The organism is Kitasatospora sp. NPDC004669 (assembly GCF_040609455.1).
Lineage (GTDB): Bacteria > Actinomycetota > Actinomycetes > Streptomycetales > Streptomycetaceae > Kitasatospora.
In genome coordinates, this window is sequence record NZ_JBEXKB010000065.1 from 1 (window position 1) to 16,507 (window position 16,507).

14 protein-coding genes are annotated in these 16,507 nt (G+C 73.1%); 7 read left to right on the top strand and 7 right to left on the bottom strand.

Features of this window, described 5'->3' with window-relative positions:
- Positions 1-187: 187 nt before the first annotated feature.
- Positions 188-1,726: an FAD-dependent monooxygenase gene (locus ABZW30_RS36735; RefSeq protein WP_355675608.1), complete on the bottom strand. Its 1,539-nt coding sequence runs from the start codon at positions 1,724-1,726 to the stop codon at positions 188-190.
- Positions 1,727-1,806: 80 nt separating this feature from the next.
- Between ABZW30_RS36735 and ABZW30_RS36740 the strand changes: the two genes are divergently transcribed.
- Entirely contained in the window at positions 1,807-2,349 is a 543-nt protein-coding gene (locus ABZW30_RS36740) for a CGNR zinc finger domain-containing protein (protein ID WP_355675609.1), read from the top strand.
- A 214-nt stretch (positions 2,350-2,563) separates the two neighbouring features.
- Here the strand turns inward: ABZW30_RS36740 and ABZW30_RS36745 are convergent, their stop codons facing one another.
- From ABZW30_RS36745 to ABZW30_RS36760, 4 genes are all read right to left on the bottom strand, one after another.
- On the bottom strand, positions 2,564-2,857 hold the full coding sequence (locus tag ABZW30_RS36745; protein WP_355675610.1) for a DUF6296 family protein: 294 nt from the start codon (positions 2,855-2,857) through the stop codon (positions 2,564-2,566).
- Between the two features lie 102 nt (positions 2,858-2,959).
- A complete protein-coding gene (locus ABZW30_RS36750) occupies positions 2,960-4,117 on the bottom strand; it encodes a hypothetical protein (protein WP_355675611.1) in 1,158 nt (385 codons plus the stop codon).
- Between the two features lie 194 nt (positions 4,118-4,311).
- Positions 4,312-5,100: a hypothetical protein gene (locus tag ABZW30_RS36755; RefSeq protein WP_355675612.1), complete on the bottom strand. Its 789-nt coding sequence runs from the start codon at positions 5,098-5,100 to the stop codon at positions 4,312-4,314.
- A gap of 107 nt (positions 5,101-5,207) precedes the next feature.
- Entirely contained in the window at positions 5,208-8,003 is a 2,796-nt protein-coding gene (locus ABZW30_RS36760; RefSeq protein ID WP_355675613.1) for an SdrD B-like domain-containing protein, read from the bottom strand.
- 472 nt (positions 8,004-8,475) lie between these two features.
- Between ABZW30_RS36760 and ABZW30_RS36765 the strand changes: the two genes are divergently transcribed.
- Complete coding sequence (locus ABZW30_RS36765; RefSeq protein ID WP_355675614.1) at positions 8,476-9,180, top strand: TetR/AcrR family transcriptional regulator; 705 nt, start codon at positions 8,476-8,478, stop codon at positions 9,178-9,180.
- On the opposite strand, the gene ABZW30_RS36770 is transcribed toward ABZW30_RS36765, so the two are convergent.
- Positions 9,117-9,875, bottom strand: a complete 759-nt coding sequence (locus ABZW30_RS36770; RefSeq protein WP_355675615.1) for an amidohydrolase family protein — start codon at positions 9,873-9,875, stop codon at positions 9,117-9,119. The two genes, ABZW30_RS36765 and ABZW30_RS36770, sit on opposite strands and share 64 nt — an antisense overlap.
- A gap of 238 nt (positions 9,876-10,113) precedes the next feature.
- On the opposite strand from ABZW30_RS36770, the gene ABZW30_RS36775 reads away from it, so the two are divergent.
- From ABZW30_RS36775 to ABZW30_RS36790, 4 genes are all read left to right on the top strand, one after another.
- Complete coding sequence (locus ABZW30_RS36775) at positions 10,114-10,611, top strand: signal peptide protein (protein ID WP_355675616.1); 498 nt, start codon at positions 10,114-10,116, stop codon at positions 10,609-10,611.
- A 157-nt stretch (positions 10,612-10,768) separates the two neighbouring features.
- Entirely contained in the window at positions 10,769-10,987 is a 219-nt protein-coding gene (locus tag ABZW30_RS36780) for a hypothetical protein (protein ID WP_355675617.1), read from the top strand.
- Positions 10,988-11,265: 278 nt separating this feature from the next.
- On the top strand, positions 11,266-12,681 hold the full coding sequence (locus ABZW30_RS36785; protein WP_355675618.1) for a family 2B encapsulin nanocompartment shell protein: 1,416 nt from the start codon (positions 11,266-11,268) through the stop codon (positions 12,679-12,681).
- The gene (locus tag ABZW30_RS36790; RefSeq protein ID WP_355675619.1) at positions 12,668-14,122 is read left to right on the top strand and encodes a SufS family cysteine desulfurase; all 1,455 of its coding nucleotides are present in this window, start codon (positions 12,668-12,670) and stop codon (positions 14,120-14,122) included. The genes ABZW30_RS36785 and ABZW30_RS36790 overlap by 14 nt, the downstream gene beginning before the upstream one ends.
- Before the next feature lie 53 nt (positions 14,123-14,175).
- Here ABZW30_RS36790 and ABZW30_RS36795 read toward each other — a convergent pair whose 3' ends face one another.
- A complete protein-coding gene (locus tag ABZW30_RS36795; RefSeq protein WP_355675645.1) occupies positions 14,176-15,627 on the bottom strand; it encodes an FAD-dependent monooxygenase in 1,452 nt (483 codons plus the stop codon).
- Between the two features lie 87 nt (positions 15,628-15,714).
- Between ABZW30_RS36795 and ABZW30_RS36800 the strand changes: the two genes are divergently transcribed.
- The gene (locus ABZW30_RS36800) at positions 15,715-16,359 is read left to right on the top strand and encodes a TetR/AcrR family transcriptional regulator C-terminal domain-containing protein (RefSeq protein WP_355675620.1); all 645 of its coding nucleotides are present in this window, start codon (positions 15,715-15,717) and stop codon (positions 16,357-16,359) included.
- Positions 16,360-16,507 lie beyond the last annotated feature (148 nt).

The following is a 16,507-nucleotide window of genomic DNA, read 5'->3' on the forward strand; positions in this document are numbered from 1 at the left end:
GCACCCGGCTCCCCCGGTGCGGCCACGCCCAGCAGGCACACCTCCGGCCGCCGTCCGGCGACCAGATCGGCGGCGACGCCGACCGGCGAGCCGACTGACGCATCGGAGGATCCGATCACGAACCAACCCGGACGGCTGTGAGCCCCGCCACTCCCAGTGCAACAGCCGTGCAACGCTCCGCTGCCGATCAGACGGAGAGGACCGTCCGCAGGACGTCGCGCAGCCCGGCGTCGGCGGCCGGCGGCTGCGGGGCCCGCCAGGCGAGGTGGCCGTCAGGACGGACCAGGAGGGCTCCGTCCGCCGGGAGGTCGAGCACACCGGCCTGATCATTCCTCAGCTCCCTTAGAGCGACAGGCAGTCCGGCAGCGGAAGCGGCCTCCGCCTGGCGCCGCCAGGCGAGGCCGTCCGGCCGGGTGAGCAGGGTGAAACCGGGACCGACCAGGTCCAGCGTGGACGAGGACTCGGTGAGCCGCACGTGCGGGAGGCGGGTGCCGGACGCACCCTCGGGGTGTTCGCACTGCGGGTCGAGCGCGGGCCGCGCGGGCCCGTCGGGGTCGGGGATGACGGCGGTCGAGGCGTAGGCCGCGGTGAGCAGCAGCTCGTCGTCGATCCGGTAGCCGTCCCGGGCCCGGGAGTTGGCCAACGAGAGGTCGATGACCCGCCGGGCGACCGGGCGGCGTTCGGCCTCGTAGCTGTCGAGCAGCGCCTCGCCCGCCGTCCCGGCGGTGACGGCGGCGAGCTTCCAGGCCAGGTTGTCCGCGTCGCCGATTCCGGTGTTCATGCCGTGCCCCCCGGTCGGGGGCGTCACGTGGGCCGCGTCGCCCGCGATCAGCACCCGGGACCTGCGGTAGGTGTCGGCGAGTTGGGCGTCCATCCGCCAGGTGGTGGTGTCGCGGACGGTGACCGGCAGCTCCGGCAGGCCCGCCGCCGCCCGGATCAGGCGGGCCAACTCTCGTCGGTCGTTCCGGAGTTGTTCGACATCGTCGCGCCGGGGGTCGTACCGGTACTGGTAGATCCAGTGCCGGTCGTTGTCGACGGCCAGGAAGCCGCCCCGGGGCGGGTCGATGAGGAAGTAGGAGGCACTGGCCCGGTCGGCCACCACCTCGCCGAGCGGGGCCTCGAAGCGGACGCCGAGGTAGTGGCCCAGGCCGGTCGGCCCGTCCATGGCGATCCCGGCCGCGGCGCGGACGGTGCTCGACGCGCCGTCGCAGCCGATCAGCCAGTCGGCGCGCACGGTGTGCCGTTCGCCGCTGTCGCGCTCCTCCAGGACGGCGTGGACGCCGTCGTCGTCCTGGGTGAAGGAGCGCAGCCGGGTGGCGAACCGGACGCCGTCCGGGGCGAGTTCGCGGGCGCGGCGCAGCAGGACCGCCTCCAGGGCGTCCTGGGAGCAGACCAGTCCGGGCGAGGGGGTCCGCTCAACGCCCTCCCCCGCGACGGGCGCCACCCCGGTGCGGACGAAGTCCGGGTCGACCAGGCTGCGGCCACGGTAGAAGAAGACCTGGGAGGCGGGAAGCCCGGCTCGCCGAATCTCCTCCTCCAGGCCGCAGCGCCGGAAGATCTCCATCGAACGGGCCGACACGCCGCGGGCCTTGGGGTGGGTCGAGGTGCCCGGGTGCGCCTCGACGAGCAGGTGCCGCACGCCGTACTCGGACAGCAGGAGCGACGTCGTCAGGCCGACCGGGCCGCCGCCGACGATGAGCACGGACGTCGCTGCCGGGAATCGCATGCCACTCCTCTGTAACGCCTAATTGATTAATTTGACGTTACCATGGTGGCGGCGGACCCGATCAAGAGAAATGTGAGCCCATGACCCAGGCCCCCGACGGCGGCAACCCCCGCGGCCTCCACTTCCTCGCCGAACTCGCGAACACCGTCCGTGAGCACCCCGAGGCGGGAGCCGCCGAGCTCCAGGCCGTACTGGAACGCCACGGCGGCCCGCCCCTTGGACTCACCGACGCGGACGCCCGCGAACTGCGCGCCGCCAGCACCGCCGTGATCGCCGTCCTCGACACCGACGACGTCGACCGGGCGGCCGAGGCGATCAACGCCCTGCTCGACCGCTACCCGCCCCGCCCCCGCCTCGTCCAACTCCCCGGCCGCCCCTGGTCCCTGCACACCCGGGCCGCCGACGACGCCGGCCTCACCCACTGGCTGCTCTCCACCGCCGCCCTCGCCCTCGGCATGTGGCTCAGCGAACGCGGCAGCTGCGCCTGGGGCCGGTGCGCCGCCCCGGGCTGCGGCCGCCACTTCATCGACACCGGCCGCCGCACCCCCCAGCGCTTCTGCAGCCCCCGCTGCGCCACCCGCGTCCGGGTCGCCGCCCACCGCGCCCAACACGCCGGAAGGTGAGGGAGAGTTGCCGTCCGGGCCGGGCCCACCCGGACGGTGCCGGCGGCGGTTCCGGTCGTCGTCGCCCTGGCTGTCGTTGTCCTGGTACAGCACACGCGGGTTAACCCGCGGTTACCGGGTGCTCCTGGAGTCCGCCCTGGTGGACGGCGACGAGGGTGCGGCCGGGGTACGCAGCGAGGGGTGATCGGCAGGAGCGGTCATCCGCCGGAGCGCGTCACGGGTTCATCGCCCGGGACACGCTCGGTGCCTGGACGCGCTCGATGTCCAGGGGGCCTTCCGGCAGCGGTACGGCGTGCAGGCAGGGGTGCTGCGGCGCTCCGGCCGGGGCTGCCAGTACGGTGGCCACCTCGCCGGTGATCTCCACCCGGAGGTCGCCCTCCACGCTCTCCCAGACCAGGGTTCCGCCGGGGCCCACGGCCTCGGTGGCGTGGACCACCACGACGGCCGGTGGGGCGTGTCCGCCGATCGGTCCGGGCAGGGTCACCGCATAGCGGCGCTCGCGTCTCATGGCCGGCCTCCTCATGTGCCTCCCCCGCTCGCGTTGTCGATTCTCCTCCGCGCGGATGCCGTTGTACACGAACGGCGGCTACCCCACGCGCCGTGATCGGGCTCAGGCGGACCAGCGCAGGACGGCGCCCAGGCCGCCGGGCGGGCCCGGGACGGCCTCCGGCACCAGCAGGGCCTCCGCGCCGACGGCGGTCGCGCAGCGCAACAGGGCGTCGGCCGCCGGTGCCTGCCGTGGCTCGGCGACGCCCATGGCCCGCAGGTCGGCCCGCTGGACACCGATGTGCTCGTGCTGCGGGCCGGTCCACACCGGGCGCTCCGGGTCGTGGCCGCTCGGCTGGACCAGCAGTGCGGCGAGCTGGTGCTGCCGGGCGGCGGTCACCACGGCGGGCACGCCCTGGGCGGCGGCGCCGGGTGCGGTCTCGGTGCCGGTGGCGTCGGTGCCGTGCTCGCCCGGGCGGCCGATGCCGGTGCGGAAGGCGTCCAGCACGGTGTCCAGGTGGCGGGTCCGGTGGCCGTTCCAGGCGGTCTCGATCCGCTGGTCGAAGGCCTCCCTGGCGATGCCGTCGGCCCGGCCGCCGCCGTCCACCTCGACGGTGTCCGGCCACAGCTGCTGCGGCAGCAGCTCCCGGACGGCCCGGCGCTCGCGGACGTCGCCGGTGAGCACCAGCAGGTCGGCGCCGCTGCCCGGCCAGACCCGGGCCAGGTGGTCGGCGATGATCCCGGCGGTGCGGTCCCAGGCGTCCTCCACGCGGTGCCGGTAGTGCCACTCGTGCCGGTCGGCGGGCGGGGCGCGGTGGCCACGCCCCTGCCACTGCCGTCCCTCGACGGTGCCCATCCGCGCGGCGCCGCCGAGCTCGCGGCGCTCCAGTTCGGCGCCGGTCCGGTCTACGGCCACCACCAGGCAGCGCGGCACGGCGTCGTCGAGCAGCCCTAGCAGCGGGGCGGTGTGCGGCAGCGGCGCCCAGCCGACGGCGACGTCGGGCGGCGAACTGGCCAGCGGCGTGTCGACCACGACCTCTCCGTCGGCGGCGAACAGCGCCCGCCCCGGCGGGGAGCCTTCGGCCGGCTCGGTGGCCAGCCACTCCCGGACGGCGCCGCAGGTGCGCTCGTCGACGCCGAGCCCGGCCAGCCGGTGGACGGCCGCGCGGTCGAGAAGCGCCCGGCGCTGGGCGGCGTCCTCGGTGGCACGGGAGGTGTCGAGGTAGACGGAGGCCCAGGGGCCGGGCCGGTCGAGCAGCGGGGTGAGGAACGCGAGGTCCATGGCGGCCTCCCGAAATCGGTGGGCTACTGGACGCCTACCCGGTTGCGGACGGGGGACACCCGGCCGGGGCGGAGTGACTCCGTCATCCGTTCGGAGGTCGAAGGGCGCACGACCCGGAGCACTCCGGCTACGGCTTGCACGCACCCCACGACGAACAGTGTCGCTCTGTGCGCTTGCCCGACGGTCAGTTGACCTCAGCCCGTGAGCCAGGGCGCCTCGGGGAGCTTGGCGTCGGCGTTCCGCCCGGAGAAGTCCACCGTGGTCGGGGTGCCCAGACCCGCCATCTGCATGGTCACCCGGCCCAGCGTGCCGTCGCCGTCCACCCAGTAGGTGAGCGGCGAGCGCGCGCCGTCCGGGGCGGAGCCCTGGGCACGGGGGCCCGCGAAGCGGTCGTAGCCGCGGTCACCGATCCGGTCGCGGCCCAGCCAGCGGGCGCCGGACTGGGCGAGCAGCAGCGGGTTGTCCGGGCGGTCGGCGCCGACCTGGATGAGTAGTCGGAGGCTGGCGTCCAGCGGGTCCGCGGTGTACGAGCGCGGGGACCAGCCGGTCCGGGGGACGTGTTCGGCCTGCTGCCAGGGCGGGGCCGCATCGCCCGCGGGCTCGGGGGCCAGGCCGAGGCCGCCGGTGTCCCAGACGACCAGGCCGTGGTCGAGCTGGCCGCTCGCGCCGGTGGTCCGGTAGCGGCCGGCACCCCGGTGGGTGCGGTAGTCGACGACCCCCTCGACCCGGACCTGCACTCCCCCACCCTCGGAGGCGGTGAGCACCACCCCCACCGGGCTGGCCTGGTAGAGGTTCAACCGGGACAGCGCCAGCCGCGACGCCTCGTCCGTGGTGACCGGGCGCTCCGAGGCCTCGTCGGAGACGGTCCGGTAGGCGACGACACCGCCCGCCACGGCGCCGCAGAGCGCGATCGCGATCAGCGCCCACAGCCGGCGGGCCTTCCGGCGAGGCGGACGGGCGGCGGTCTTCGTCTTGCGGGCCATGCGGTTGCCTTCTCCCATCTGTTCCGTCACAGGACTCGGGCGGGTCCGCGAACCCGTGGTCCGCGAACCCGCCCGAGCCGGGCTGCCACCCCGTCATGACGGGATGGCTATCGGTGCTGGGCCCTGCGTCGGCGCGTCAGCACGAACAGTGCCGCACCGAGGCTGACGAGCGCCACGGCGCCGGTCACCAGCAGCGGCGTTCCGTCGCTCGCGCCGGTGTGGGGCAGTTGCCCACCCGGTGCCGGGGCCGGCGGGACCGGCGGGGCCGGGGTGCCGGGTGTGGTCGGGGTCGTCGGCGCCGGGGTGGGCGTCGCCGACCCGGTCGGGGTCGGGGTCGGGGTCGGAGTGGGTGTCGGGGTGGGGATCAGCTTGTTGACGGCCGTCACCGAGACGCCGGCGTCGAGGTTGTCGGCGGTGAGCACCAGCGGTCCGAAGACCGTGGTGTCCGGGGCCGAGTAGCCGTCCGGCGGGCTCAGTTCCTGCCAGTAGTACGTCCCCACCGTGCCGCTGCCCTGGCAGATGCCGTCGGCACCGGTCGTGCAGGGGTCGCCGACGGGCGTGTCCGGCTTGGTGCCCGTGGGCTGGAGGCCGTCGGTGCCGTTGGTTTCGTGCCAGAGCTGGAACTTGGCCCCGGCCAGCGGCTTGCCGTCCTGGTCGTGCTTGACCAGCTTCAGCGCGCCCTCCTGCTGGCGGTAGCCGAAGTCGAAGGTGTGGTCGTTCTCGCCCGGTCCGCCGGTGGTCAGCGCCCGTTCGGGGAACTTGGCATCGGCGGGGACGATGCCCTTGGAGTCGATGAAGTGGTTGTCGCCGACGTCGTGGTCGGTGGGCACCCACTGGTACAGGGGGCCGCCCTTGGCGTAGTCGGCCGGGTTGTCGATGCGGATGGTGTACTTCGTCCTCGGCTTCAGGCCGCCGGTGACGTTGCTGTCGTCGAAGTAGTACTCGCCGCGCGCCGTCGTCCTGGTGGTCCCGACCACCTTGCCCGACTCGTCGTAGAGGTTGACGGTGGCACCCTTCACCGGGGTCTGGCCCGGGTTCTGGATGGCCTTGCGCTCGGGGTCGTACCAGACCCGGTTGCCGATCTGCAGCGGCGCCTGGTCGCAGAGCACTTCGAGGTCGCCCATCGAGGCGCCCTTGCCGAACGGGGAGTTGGTCCCCGCCGGGGTCAGCCGCAGGCCGAACTTCGGGTCGTTCGTGCCGTCCTTGCGCTCCAGGAACGACGTGCCGTAGCCGACGGGGGTGTGGTCGGGGTCGAAGGCCGAGACCGCGATGGTGCTCTCGACCTTGGAGAGCGCCATGCCGGCGAACGCCGTGTTGTGGTGACCCACCGCATCCCAGCCGGTGGCGAAGAACCGGGTACCCCGGGCGGTCATCCCACAGCCCAGGTTGGTGTCCATCACGTACATGCCGTTCGACAGGCACGCCTTGTTCAGGTCACCACCGGACATGACAGTGGCCGAGTTCGGCGCGGGGGCGCCCGGCCCGCGGTCGGCGAAGCGGTCGCGGAAGGCCAGCAGCATCGAGCCGTCGGTCTCGAACTGGATCTCGCCCAACTCCGGTTCGGGGAAGGCGATGGTGGTGTTGCCGCACGTCTTGCCGTTCTGCGAGCCCGGGAAGGTGCTGGTCCACGGGAACCAGCCCGCGCCGTCGCACGGGCCCCCACCGACGGTGGACCGGCGCGGGTAGTCCAGCGGCTGGTTCAGCACCGCCTTGCCGAACGCCCCGGTGCCGAGGTCGAACGGCAGGACCACGGCGCGCACGTCCGCGAGCTTGCCGGTGGACTGACCGGAGCAGACCCCGCCGAGGAAGCCGGTGCCGTCCTGGAGGCCGAGGCCGAACGGCCGCCAGTCCGCAGCCGACGGGCAGCCCGGGTCCGGGATCGCATAGACGGCCTTCGGCGCCGACGCGGTCGCCGCCGTGGCGTCGTAGCGGTACAGCTGGCGGTCGTTCACGTTGACGACGAAGAGGTCCTTTCCGTCGTCGGTGATCTTGATGCCGCCCAGGCTCTCCTTGCCGGGCACGTCGAGGAAGGCGTCGTCCGTCCCCGGCCCGTGCACGGTGCTGCCCGCGTTCGGGACGGTGGTGAAGACCGTCGTCTTCTTCTGCGCCAGGTCGGTGACGTAGATCCCGCCGGAGCCGCCGGGGCCGTAGTCGGTGGTCCGCTTGGCCGTCGCCGAGGAGAAGACCCGCTTGTCGGCCTTGTTCCAGGCGATGCCGTACAGCGTGCCGGTCTCGGCGTCGGTGGCGATGTTGGTGGCATTGGCGGTGACGCCGTCCTGGCCGCGCGCGCTGTACGGGAAGGAGACCAGCGTGCGCTGGGCTCCGCCCTGGTAGGTGGCGGTCTGGCAGGTGGTCACCAGGGTGGCGTTCTTCTGGCAGTAGTCCCCCGGGTACCAGAGCCCGGTGGTGTAGGAGACGTTCTTGCCTCCGGAGAGGTCGACGAACTCCTCGTTGCTGCTGAGCTGGTTGGGCGCGCCGTCAAGCCCCTGGCGGGAGGCGAAGGCCGGGAACAGCACCCCCGGCTTCGGATTCACCACCTGCACCCGGTACTTGCCGCCGGTCGCCTTGGTCGACGCCGGAGCCAGCGTCACCGTGCCGTCCGCCGCCGTGGTGCCGTCGATGCCGACACCGGCGTCATCGGTGAGCGTCACCTTCACGCCCGCCATCCCCGGCTCCAGCGCGGGCGTCCACACCCCGCTGGTGTCCACGGCCCGGATCACCCGGACCGTCACCGATCCGTCGCCCGTCTGGGAGACCGCCGACGGGACGGCCGCCAGCGAGCTGCCGCCGACGGTGATCGCGAGCGCCGCGAGGCGGCCCACCGAGCGACGGCCGAGCATGCCCGACCGTCGCAGATCCGGGCCGCGCGCGACGCCGTTCGCCTGTTCTTTCGTTGTCTTCATCCCTGCTCTCATCGTCCAGAAGGGTCTTCCGACCCGACGTCATGAGGGAGCCCACGGCGTGTCCTGAATCCGCCATGATTAACGTGAGCTTAAAGGGATTTCGCCCAACCGGGTGGCGGAACGTGGAACTTCGATGCCCTCTCGGACGTATCCAAAGAGCTTCGACCTGATGATGCATCAGAGCCAAGGGGCGGCCGACCAGCATGAATCCACCCAGAGCACTCCCCCATTCGGAAACAAACGCCATGTCGACAAAGGCGCTCGACCGTTCAGATCGGCTCCCCGCTCGAACGCTGCTACGAATACTTCGGCAATTCGGCACACCGCGCACAGAATCGCGCACGACTCATTCCGACCCACCAGTCCTGGCAGCGGCCTCCGTTCGGGGTCCCACCGAACGCTCCGCCCCGGCCCAGCCGGGGATCCGGTCACCCCTGGATGACGTCAAGTTCGTTGACATAGCCTGTGGGGCATGAGCGAACGCGTGGTCCCCGAGCCCGAGCGCCGTCGACGCCGGCCCACCAAGCAAGGCGTGGTGCTCTCCCAGGAACTGATCGTCGACACCGCGCTACGGCTGATCGGGCGGCACGGCGCCGAGGCACTCACCGTCCGGCGGCTCGGCACCACGCTCGGCGCCGACCCCAGCGCGGTCTACCGCTACTTCCACAGCACCGACGACCTGCTGCTGGCCGTCGCCGACGAGCTGATCGGGCGCGCCCAGGCCGGCTGGGAGCCCACCGGTGACTGGCGGGCGGACCTGCGGGCCATCGGTCTGCGGATCCACTCCGCCTACCAGGCCCACCCGCAGGCCGCCGTGCTCGCCGCTCACCGCACCACCGGCCGCACCCACGAGGTAGCCGCCGTCGAGGCGATCCTCGGGGTCCTGCGAAGGGCGGGCTTCCCCGATCCGGAGGCGGTACGGATCTACCACGCCTTCGTGGACCAGAGCCTGGGGTTCGCCGCCCTGGACGCCGCCGCCCTCGCGCTCCCGGCGGCCGCGGCACGGGCCGACCTGGACGTCTGGCAGGCCTCCTACGCACGTCTGGACGCCGCCACCCACCCCCACATCGCCGCGACCGCCCACCTGCTCACCACCGACATGCGGCGCAGCGGCTACCCGTACGCCCTGGACCTGCTCCTGGACGCGGCCGGGGCCCGGTTGGCGGCGCTGGGCTGAGCCCGGGCAGGGGAGCCGGCACGGGCGCGGGCTCCGAAAGCCGACCGTCGCCGGGCCCGGGTGGGCTCGGCGACGGCGAACAGTGCGGCGGGGCGGGCGGCCTCGACAGCGTCCAGGGCCTCGCGGACCGCGCGGTCGCCGAGGGCGTGGAAGTGCACCTGGAAGCCGAGCGCGTCCAGTTCGGTGACGTACCCGCGCAGTGCGGTCGGATCGACGAAGCTGAGGCCCGAGTTGGCGGTGGCGCAGCCGCAGCCGTCCAGGTAGGGGCTGGTCATCGCGGCGGTGAAGTTCTCCGCGATGCCGTCCTGCATGATCTTCACCGAGCCCGCCCGGAACCGCCCGTGGCTCAACTCGGTCCGGTGCCCGACCAGTTCGGGGATCTGCTCGGCCCCCGGTCGCGCTCCCACCAGAGCGCGCCGGTCACCCGGGCGGTCAGCGCGCCGGAGCGGGCGGCGGCCAGGTAGGCGTCGGAGGGGTCCGGCTGGCCGTTGAAGACGCCGAGCAGCGCGTCCTGCCAGCCGGTGATACCGAGCGAGTGCAGCCCGCAGCAGGCCGTCCAGCCGCTGCGCGGTGGTGGTGGCCGGCACCAGTCGGGCGACCAGGCTGGTGGCTCCCTCCTGGAGGGTGCCGGCCGGGGTGCCGTCGGGCTCGCCCGCCTTGGTCGTGGGGGTGGGGTGGGGGGAAGTCCGAGCCATGAAACCGGCGGCACCCTCACACGTCAATGCCGTTGTCATAAGGGATTCCACTGTTCCACGGCCTCGTCGCCGGGCGGCGCCCTGAGGGCCTGCACGTGCCCGGCGGATGCGGCATCCGCCGGGCACGTGCAGGGTGGAGGGGTACGAACCGCCCGGCCGGCGACCGTCCGTAGCACTGCGGACACCGCCCGCCGGGAAACCCGCCCCCAGCCGCCGTCCCACGACCGAAGGAGGCGCCATGCTCACCCGGACGATCCCCCGTCGGGTTCTGGTGCTGACCGCCGTCGCCCTCGCCGCCCTGCCGACCGCCGCGCTCACCTTCCCCGCCGGGGCCGCGGACTCCGCACCCGCAGCGGCGGCGGCCTCCGCCGCCCCGGTCGGCTTCGTCGACCTGCCCGACAGCCCGCTGCCGAGCGACCACGCGCCGCACCAGGTCACCGTCACCTACCGCAACCCCACGTCGACGGACCAGACGGTCGCCCCGCAGATCCTCATCGAGTCGCCCGATGAGGGCCCGTTCCTCGACCCGGCGCAGATCAGGCTCGAACTGCTGGAGACGGACGGACGCTGGCACACCGTGCCACTCGCCAGCCAGACCGGCACCCTGTACACCGGGCTCATCCCGGCGAAGATCGTCCTGCACGGCAACCACAAGCTCACCGAGCACTACCGGCTGACGGTCCTCGCGGGGCCCGCCCAGGGCACGATCGAGCCCCGGGTGGCGATCTACGCCTGAGCCCCGGTCAGGCCCTGGCCGCCCCCGCGGCCGCGAGGGCGCCCAAGCGGGCGGCGGCCTCCGCGAGTTCGGCCGGTTCGGCCGCCGCGGCGAAGCCGAGCCGCAGGTGGCCGGCCGGCGGCTCGGCCGGGAAGTGGTGGTGCCCGAGGTGGCCGGGGTGATCATCGTCAGCCTGCGCCAGGCGGTGACACCGCAGTCGATGATGGGGCGGATGACCGCGGCGTTCCGGATGCTGCTCTTCGGCGGCGGATCGCTGGGCGGTCTGTCCGCCGGCCTGCTCACCGGGCAACTGGGCGCCCTGACCGTGGCCGCGACCGGCTCCGCCGTCGTCGTCATGGCGCTGCTGCTCTCCCCGGTCAGCCGCCTCCGGGCGTAGAGCGCCTCCAGGGCGGGGACGGGCGCGCGGGCGCACCCGGTGGTGCGCCTCAACTCGCCCCCCGTGCTTCCAAGTTCCGCTTGGGAGAGCATTGCCGCCGGTTATGGAAAAGGCACCCGTTCGAGTGAGTTTGGCGGGCTCGCGTCCCGTATTCGCGCAGCGGGTGTCCGCTATCCGGCGAGTTCAAACGTGGTCACACCCATCGAATCCAGGGGCAACAATCACCGAGTCGATCTGACGACACGTCGGTTGTTCAAATACCGGAGAGAGGACCAGTCGTGACCACCGAGGCCGTTCCGCAGAACCAGCCGAGCCAGCAGAGCCTCAGTACCTCGGCAGCCCGCAACCTCGCCACCACCACCAAGACCGTGCCGCAGATGCTCGGGGTCACCCCCCGCTACCTGCTGCGCGCACTCCCCTGGGTGGACCTGGAGGCGGGTGTCTACCGGGTCAACCGCCGCCGGGGCTTCATCCTCGGCGACGGGCTGGTCAGCACGTACGTCGACGGCGCCGGCGCCACCCGGGTCATCGCCGAGGACCTGCGCGAGCTGGCCTTCCTCAGCCAGGTCGACAGCCCGGTGCTCAGCACGCTGGCGGGCGGGTTCGTCGAGCGCGAGGTCGCACCCGGCGAGCTGATAGTCGACGCCGGCGCCCCGGCCGAGCAGCTGCACATCATCGCGTTCGGCCGCGCCGAGAAGCGCGCCACCGGCGCGTACGGCGACGACGCCCTGCTGGCCGTGCTCGGCGAAGGGGACTTCTTCGACGCCGCCGCCTGGGCCAACGGCAGCGCCACGACGTACCGGGTGAAGGCCGTCACCAGCTGTACCGTGCTCTCCCTCGACCGCCGCATGCTCGTCGAACTCGCCGATCGGGAGCCCTCGTTGCGCGCCCAGCTGACCGAGTTCGGCGCCGGTCAGGCCCCGACCGACCCCGAGCACCCGATCGCCCTCCAGTCGGGCCACTCCGGCGAGCCGTACCTGCCGGAGACCTTCGTCGACTACGACGAGAGCCCGCGCGAGTACGAGCTGAGCATCGCCCAGACCGTCCTCAAGGTGCACACCCGCGTCGCGGACATCTACAACTCCGACATCGACCAGGTCCGGGCCCAGCTCCGCCTGACCGTCGAGGCGCTGCGCGAGCGCCAGGAGTGGGAGATGCTCAACCACCCCGAGTACGGCCTGCTCAACAACGTCGTGCCGACCCAGCGCGTGCGCACCCGCAAGGGCGCGCCCACCCCGGACGACCTGGACGAGCTGCTCACCCGGGTCTGGAAGCAGCCGGCGTTCTTCCTGGCCCACCCGAGGGCGATCGCCGCGTTCGGGCGCGAGTGCACCCGGCGCGGGGTGCCGCCGCAGATCGTCGAGCTGTTCGGCAGCCCGTTCCTGACCTGGCGCGGCGTGCCACTACTGCCGTCCGACAAGCTGGACCTCAAGGGCTCGGCGAACTCGGCGCCCGGCACCACCAACATCCTGCTGATGCGCGTCGGCGAGGAGCGCCAGGGCGTGGTGGGCCTGCGGCCGGCGAAGGTGCCGGACGAGGTCGAGCCCGGCCTGGCGGTGCGCGCGATGGGCGTCGACCGGCAGGCCATCACCTCCTACCTGGTGACCGGTTACTTCTCGACCGCCGCGCTCGTGGACGACGCCATCGCGGTGCTCCAGAACGTCGAGGTGTCCAACTACCATGACTACTCCTGACGGATTCGGGCGCGGTACCGGGATCCACGGGGCGCCGGGAGGCATCTCCACCGCCACCGCCCCGACGGCCACGGCCCCGACGGTGACCACCCCGACGGCCCCGACGGCGATCCCGCTCCCCGAGGCGCTCGCCCATGCCGCCGGCGGCCCCCGGTACTGGCTGCCGACCCAGGCGGACCGGTCGTCGCCGCCCACCGCGCCCGCCGCGCCCACCGGCGGGTTCGACGTCGAGGCCGTTCGCCGCGACTTCCCCCAGCTGCACCGCGAGGTCAACGGCCGCCCGCTGGTCTGGCTGGACAACGGCGCCACCACCCTCAAGCCCCGCCAGGTGGTCGAGGCCGTCGGCGAGCACTACGCGACGGGCACCTCCAACGTCCACCGGGGCGCCCACACCCTCGCCAAACAGGCCACCCAGATCTACGAGGAGGGCCGCGCCGAGGCCGCCAAACTGCTCGGCACCCCGGACCCGGACGAGATCGTCTTCGTCCGGGGCACCACCGAGGCCGTCAACCTGGTGGCGCAGACCTGGGGCCGGGCCAACCTCGGCGTCGGCGACGAGATCCTGGTCTCCGCCGCCGAGCACCACTCCAACCTGGTGCCCTGGCAGCTGATCGCCAAGGAGCGCCGGGCCCGGGTCGTCCCCATCCCGCTGCTCCCCGACGGGCAGTTGGACCAGGACGCCTACCGGGACCTGCTCGGCTTCCGGACCAAGCTGGTGGCGCTGACCCACGCCTCGAACGTGCTGGGGACCGTCCCACCGGTGGCCGAGATGACCGCACTGGCCCACCGGTACGGCGCCAAGGTGCTGGTCGACGGCGCCCAGGCGGTGAGCCACTTCCCGGTGGACGTCACCGCCCTGGACGCCGACTTCTACACCTTCTCGGGGCACAAGATCTTCGCCCCGACCGGGATCGGCGCGCTGTACGGCAAGCGGGAGCTGCTGGAGGCCATGCCCCCGTGGCAGGGCGGCGGCAACATGATCGACTCGGTGAGCTTCGAGGAGACCAGCTACGCCCCCGTCCCGCACCGCCTGGAGGCCGGCACCGGCCACATCGCCGGGGTCGCCGGACTGCGGGCGGCCCTGCGGTACCTGTCCGGGCTGGACCGGCAGGCCGCCACCGCGCACGAGGAGCAGCTCACCGCGTACGCCACGGCCGCGCTGGCCACCGTGCCCGGGCTCCGGCTGATCGGCAACGCGCCGGGCAAGATCGGGGTGCTCACCTTCCTGGTCGCCGGAACGGACCCGATCGCCCTCGCCGGGGCGCTCGACCAGCAGGGCATCGCGATCCGCGCCGGCCACCACTGCGCCCAACCCGCCCTCGCCGCCTACGGGTTGCAGAGTGCGGCGCGGGCCTCGCTCGCCCTGTACAACACCGTGCAGGACGTCGACGCCCTGGTGGCCGCCCTCCGGGGCATCCAGGCGGAGGCCGCCGCCGGGTGACCGGCGTCGGGGGCGGGCACCGGGCCGGTGCCCGCCCCCGACATTCCCCGCGACTACTCGGCGACCGCCGTGACGGAGCCGACGACGCCGCAGCGGGCCGCGTACCGCGCCAGGCCCTCGGCGCTCGCCCCCGCCCAGCCGACGTAGCCGTCCGGGCGGATCAGGAACACACCGGTGCCGTACTCCTCGTAGGGCGGGATGCGCACCACCGGGACGTCGAGGGCGGGCAGTTCGCCCTCGGTGCCGACCGTCAGCAGTGTCCAGTGCGGCCCGCGGAAGGCGTCGAACAGCCGGGTACCGCCGCGCCGGCCGTCCGGGGCGCGGTCGCCGGCCCGCAGCGCGTCCTCGGCGAGGGCCGGTCGGGTGTCCACGGCGAGCGAGGACTCCCGGTAGCCGAGGCCGAGTTGCTGGGTGGCCCGGCCACGGCGGACCTCGCCGCGGTGGACCCTGGTGGACAGCTCCAGCATCGCCGCGGCGTTGGCCCGGCGCTCCTCCTCGTAGCTGTCGAGCAGTGCGGCGTCCGCCTTCCCGGTGAGCACGGCAGCCAGCTTCCAGCCGAGGTTGTAGGCGTCCTGGATGCTGGTGTTCAGGCCCTGGGCGCCCGCCGGGGAGTGCACATGGGCGGCGTCGCCCGCGAGCAGGACCCGGCCGGAGCGGAAGCGGTCGGCCAGGGCCGCGCGCGGCCGGAACTCGGAGGCCCAGCGCACCCCGTCGACCTGCTCGGCGGTCAGGTGGGAGCGCTCGGCGACCAGTGTCCGGATGCCGTCGAGCGTGAGGTCGACGGCCGTCCCCTCCGGGAACTGGGCGACGAGCTGGAACTCCTCGGTGCCGGCCAGCGGGCAGATCGCCAGCAGGCCCTGCTCGGCCTGGAAGACGTGCCAGTGCTCGCGGCCGAGGCCGGTGAGCCGGATGTCCGCTACCAGCATCGGGCCCGGGTCGACGGCCTCCCCCGTCATGCCGATGCCGAGCAGCCGGCGCACCGTCGAGCGCCCGCCGTCGGCGGCGACCGCGTAGCGGGCCCGGACCGGGCCGCCGGTCGCGAACTCGGCGGTCACGCCCTGCTCGTCCTGCGTCAGGCCGACCAGCTCGCGCCCGAAGTCGACCTCGCCGCCCAGTTCGCGAAGCCGCCGGTACAGCAGCTGCTGGGTGCGCCACTGGGGCACCATCAGCGTCTCGGTGTACGGCTCGCCCTCGGAGGGCTCGGTCGGGTCGTACATCCGGTGCTCGCCCTGCGGTGCGCCGGCCTTCCAGAGCAGGTTCGGCGGGTAGTGACCGGCCGTCGCGCGGATCTCCGCGAGCACGCCGAAGTCGTCCAGGACCTCCAGGGTGCGCGGCTGGAGGCCCTTGCCGCGCGAGCCGGGGAAGAGCTGCGCACCGCGCTCGACCAGCCGCGCGGCCACACCGTGCCGGGCGAGGTCGAGGGCGAGGGCGAGGCCGGTGGGACCGGCGCCGACGATCAGGACGTCGGTGTCCGTCCCGTGGTCGGACGCGCCGTGCTTGAACATGCCGTGGTCGGTCACGGCAACCCCCCTTTAACGTTGTTAAACAGCCGTTGCCCCCAGCCTGCAATTAACGGCGTTAAACTGTCAACCGTGACGTCACGGAGAACCCCCAAGCTCGACCGCGCCCAGGTCGTCGACACCGCGCTGACCCTCCTGAACGAGGCCGGCCTGGACGGCCTCACCCTGCGTGCGATCGCCGCCCGACTGGACGTCAAAGCACCGGCTCTGTACTGGTACTTCAAGGACAAGCAGGCACTGCTCGACGAGATGGCAACCGAGATGATGCGCCGCATGACGGCCGAGGCCGGGCCGACGGCGGGCGACTGGCGGGAGGCGTACCTGACGGCCATGCGCACCCTGCGCGCCCAGCTGCTGCGCTACCGCGACGGCGCCAAGGTCTACAGCGGCGCCCGGTTCACGGACACCTCGTACGCGGCGGGCCTGGAGTCCTCGATGCGACTGCTGACCGAGGCCGGCTTCAGCCCGGCGGCCGCCGCCCGGGCCTGGTACACGGCCTACAGCTACACCGTCGGCTTCGTCATCGAGGAGCAGTCCATGGGCCCCAACCCCTTCGACGGCGACGAGGGTTACGACCTGGACGCGCGCGCCGAGCGGCTGGCCGCCCACCCGCTGGCCGCCGAGGCGGGCCGGGTGATGTTCCAGGACTTCGACCGGGGCTTCGAGGAGGGCCTGGCGGCGGTACTGGCGGGGGTGGAGGCGACGCTGCTGGCGTGAAACCGGCGGGTGGGTGTCCTGTAATCGCCCCATTCGACGAGCATTCGACGGACTTGTCTGCCGAATCGCAGCCCTGACGCATCGTTCCGTACCACTGCGGTTAACCACGGGTTTACATACACCTGTTGACCGCGTTCACCTCCTGTGT

What these genes read in the sequence shown, in the direction of transcription:
- ABZW30_RS36745 (WP_355675610.1), bottom strand. Translation starts at nt 2,857, where the DNA reads ATGAGACGCGAGCGCCGCTATGCGGTGACCCTGCCCGGACCGATCGGC.
- ABZW30_RS36765 (WP_355675614.1), top strand. Translation starts at nt 8,476, where the DNA reads ATGAGCGAACGCGTGGTCCCCGAGCCCGAGCGCCGTCGACGCCGGCCC.
- ABZW30_RS36775 (WP_355675616.1), top strand. Translation starts at nt 10,114, where the DNA reads ATGCTCACCCGGACGATCCCCCGTCGGGTTCTGGTGCTGACCGCCGTC.
- ABZW30_RS36740 (WP_355675609.1), top strand. Translation starts at nt 1,807, where the DNA reads ATGACCCAGGCCCCCGACGGCGGCAACCCCCGCGGCCTCCACTTCCTC.
- ABZW30_RS36755 (WP_355675612.1), bottom strand. Translation starts at nt 5,100, where the DNA reads ATGGCCCGCAAGACGAAGACCGCCGCCCGTCCGCCTCGCCGGAAGGCC.
- ABZW30_RS36795 (WP_355675645.1), bottom strand. Translation starts at nt 15,627, where the DNA reads ATGTTCAAGCACGGCGCGTCCGACCACGGGACGGACACCGACGTCCTG.
- ABZW30_RS36735 (WP_355675608.1), bottom strand. Translation starts at nt 1,726, where the DNA reads ATGCGATTCCCGGCAGCGACGTCCGTGCTCATCGTCGGCGGCGGCCCG.
- ABZW30_RS36760 (WP_355675613.1), bottom strand. Translation starts at nt 8,003, where the DNA reads ATGAAGACAACGAAAGAACAGGCGAACGGCGTCGCGCGCGGCCCGGAT.
- ABZW30_RS36770 (WP_355675615.1), bottom strand. Translation starts at nt 9,875, where the DNA reads ATGGCTCGGACTTCCCCCCACCCCACCCCCACGACCAAGGCGGGCGAG.
- ABZW30_RS36790 (WP_355675619.1), top strand. Translation starts at nt 12,668, where the DNA reads ATGACTACTCCTGACGGATTCGGGCGCGGTACCGGGATCCACGGGGCG.
- ABZW30_RS36750 (WP_355675611.1), bottom strand. Translation starts at nt 4,117, where the DNA reads ATGGACCTCGCGTTCCTCACCCCGCTGCTCGACCGGCCCGGCCCCTGG.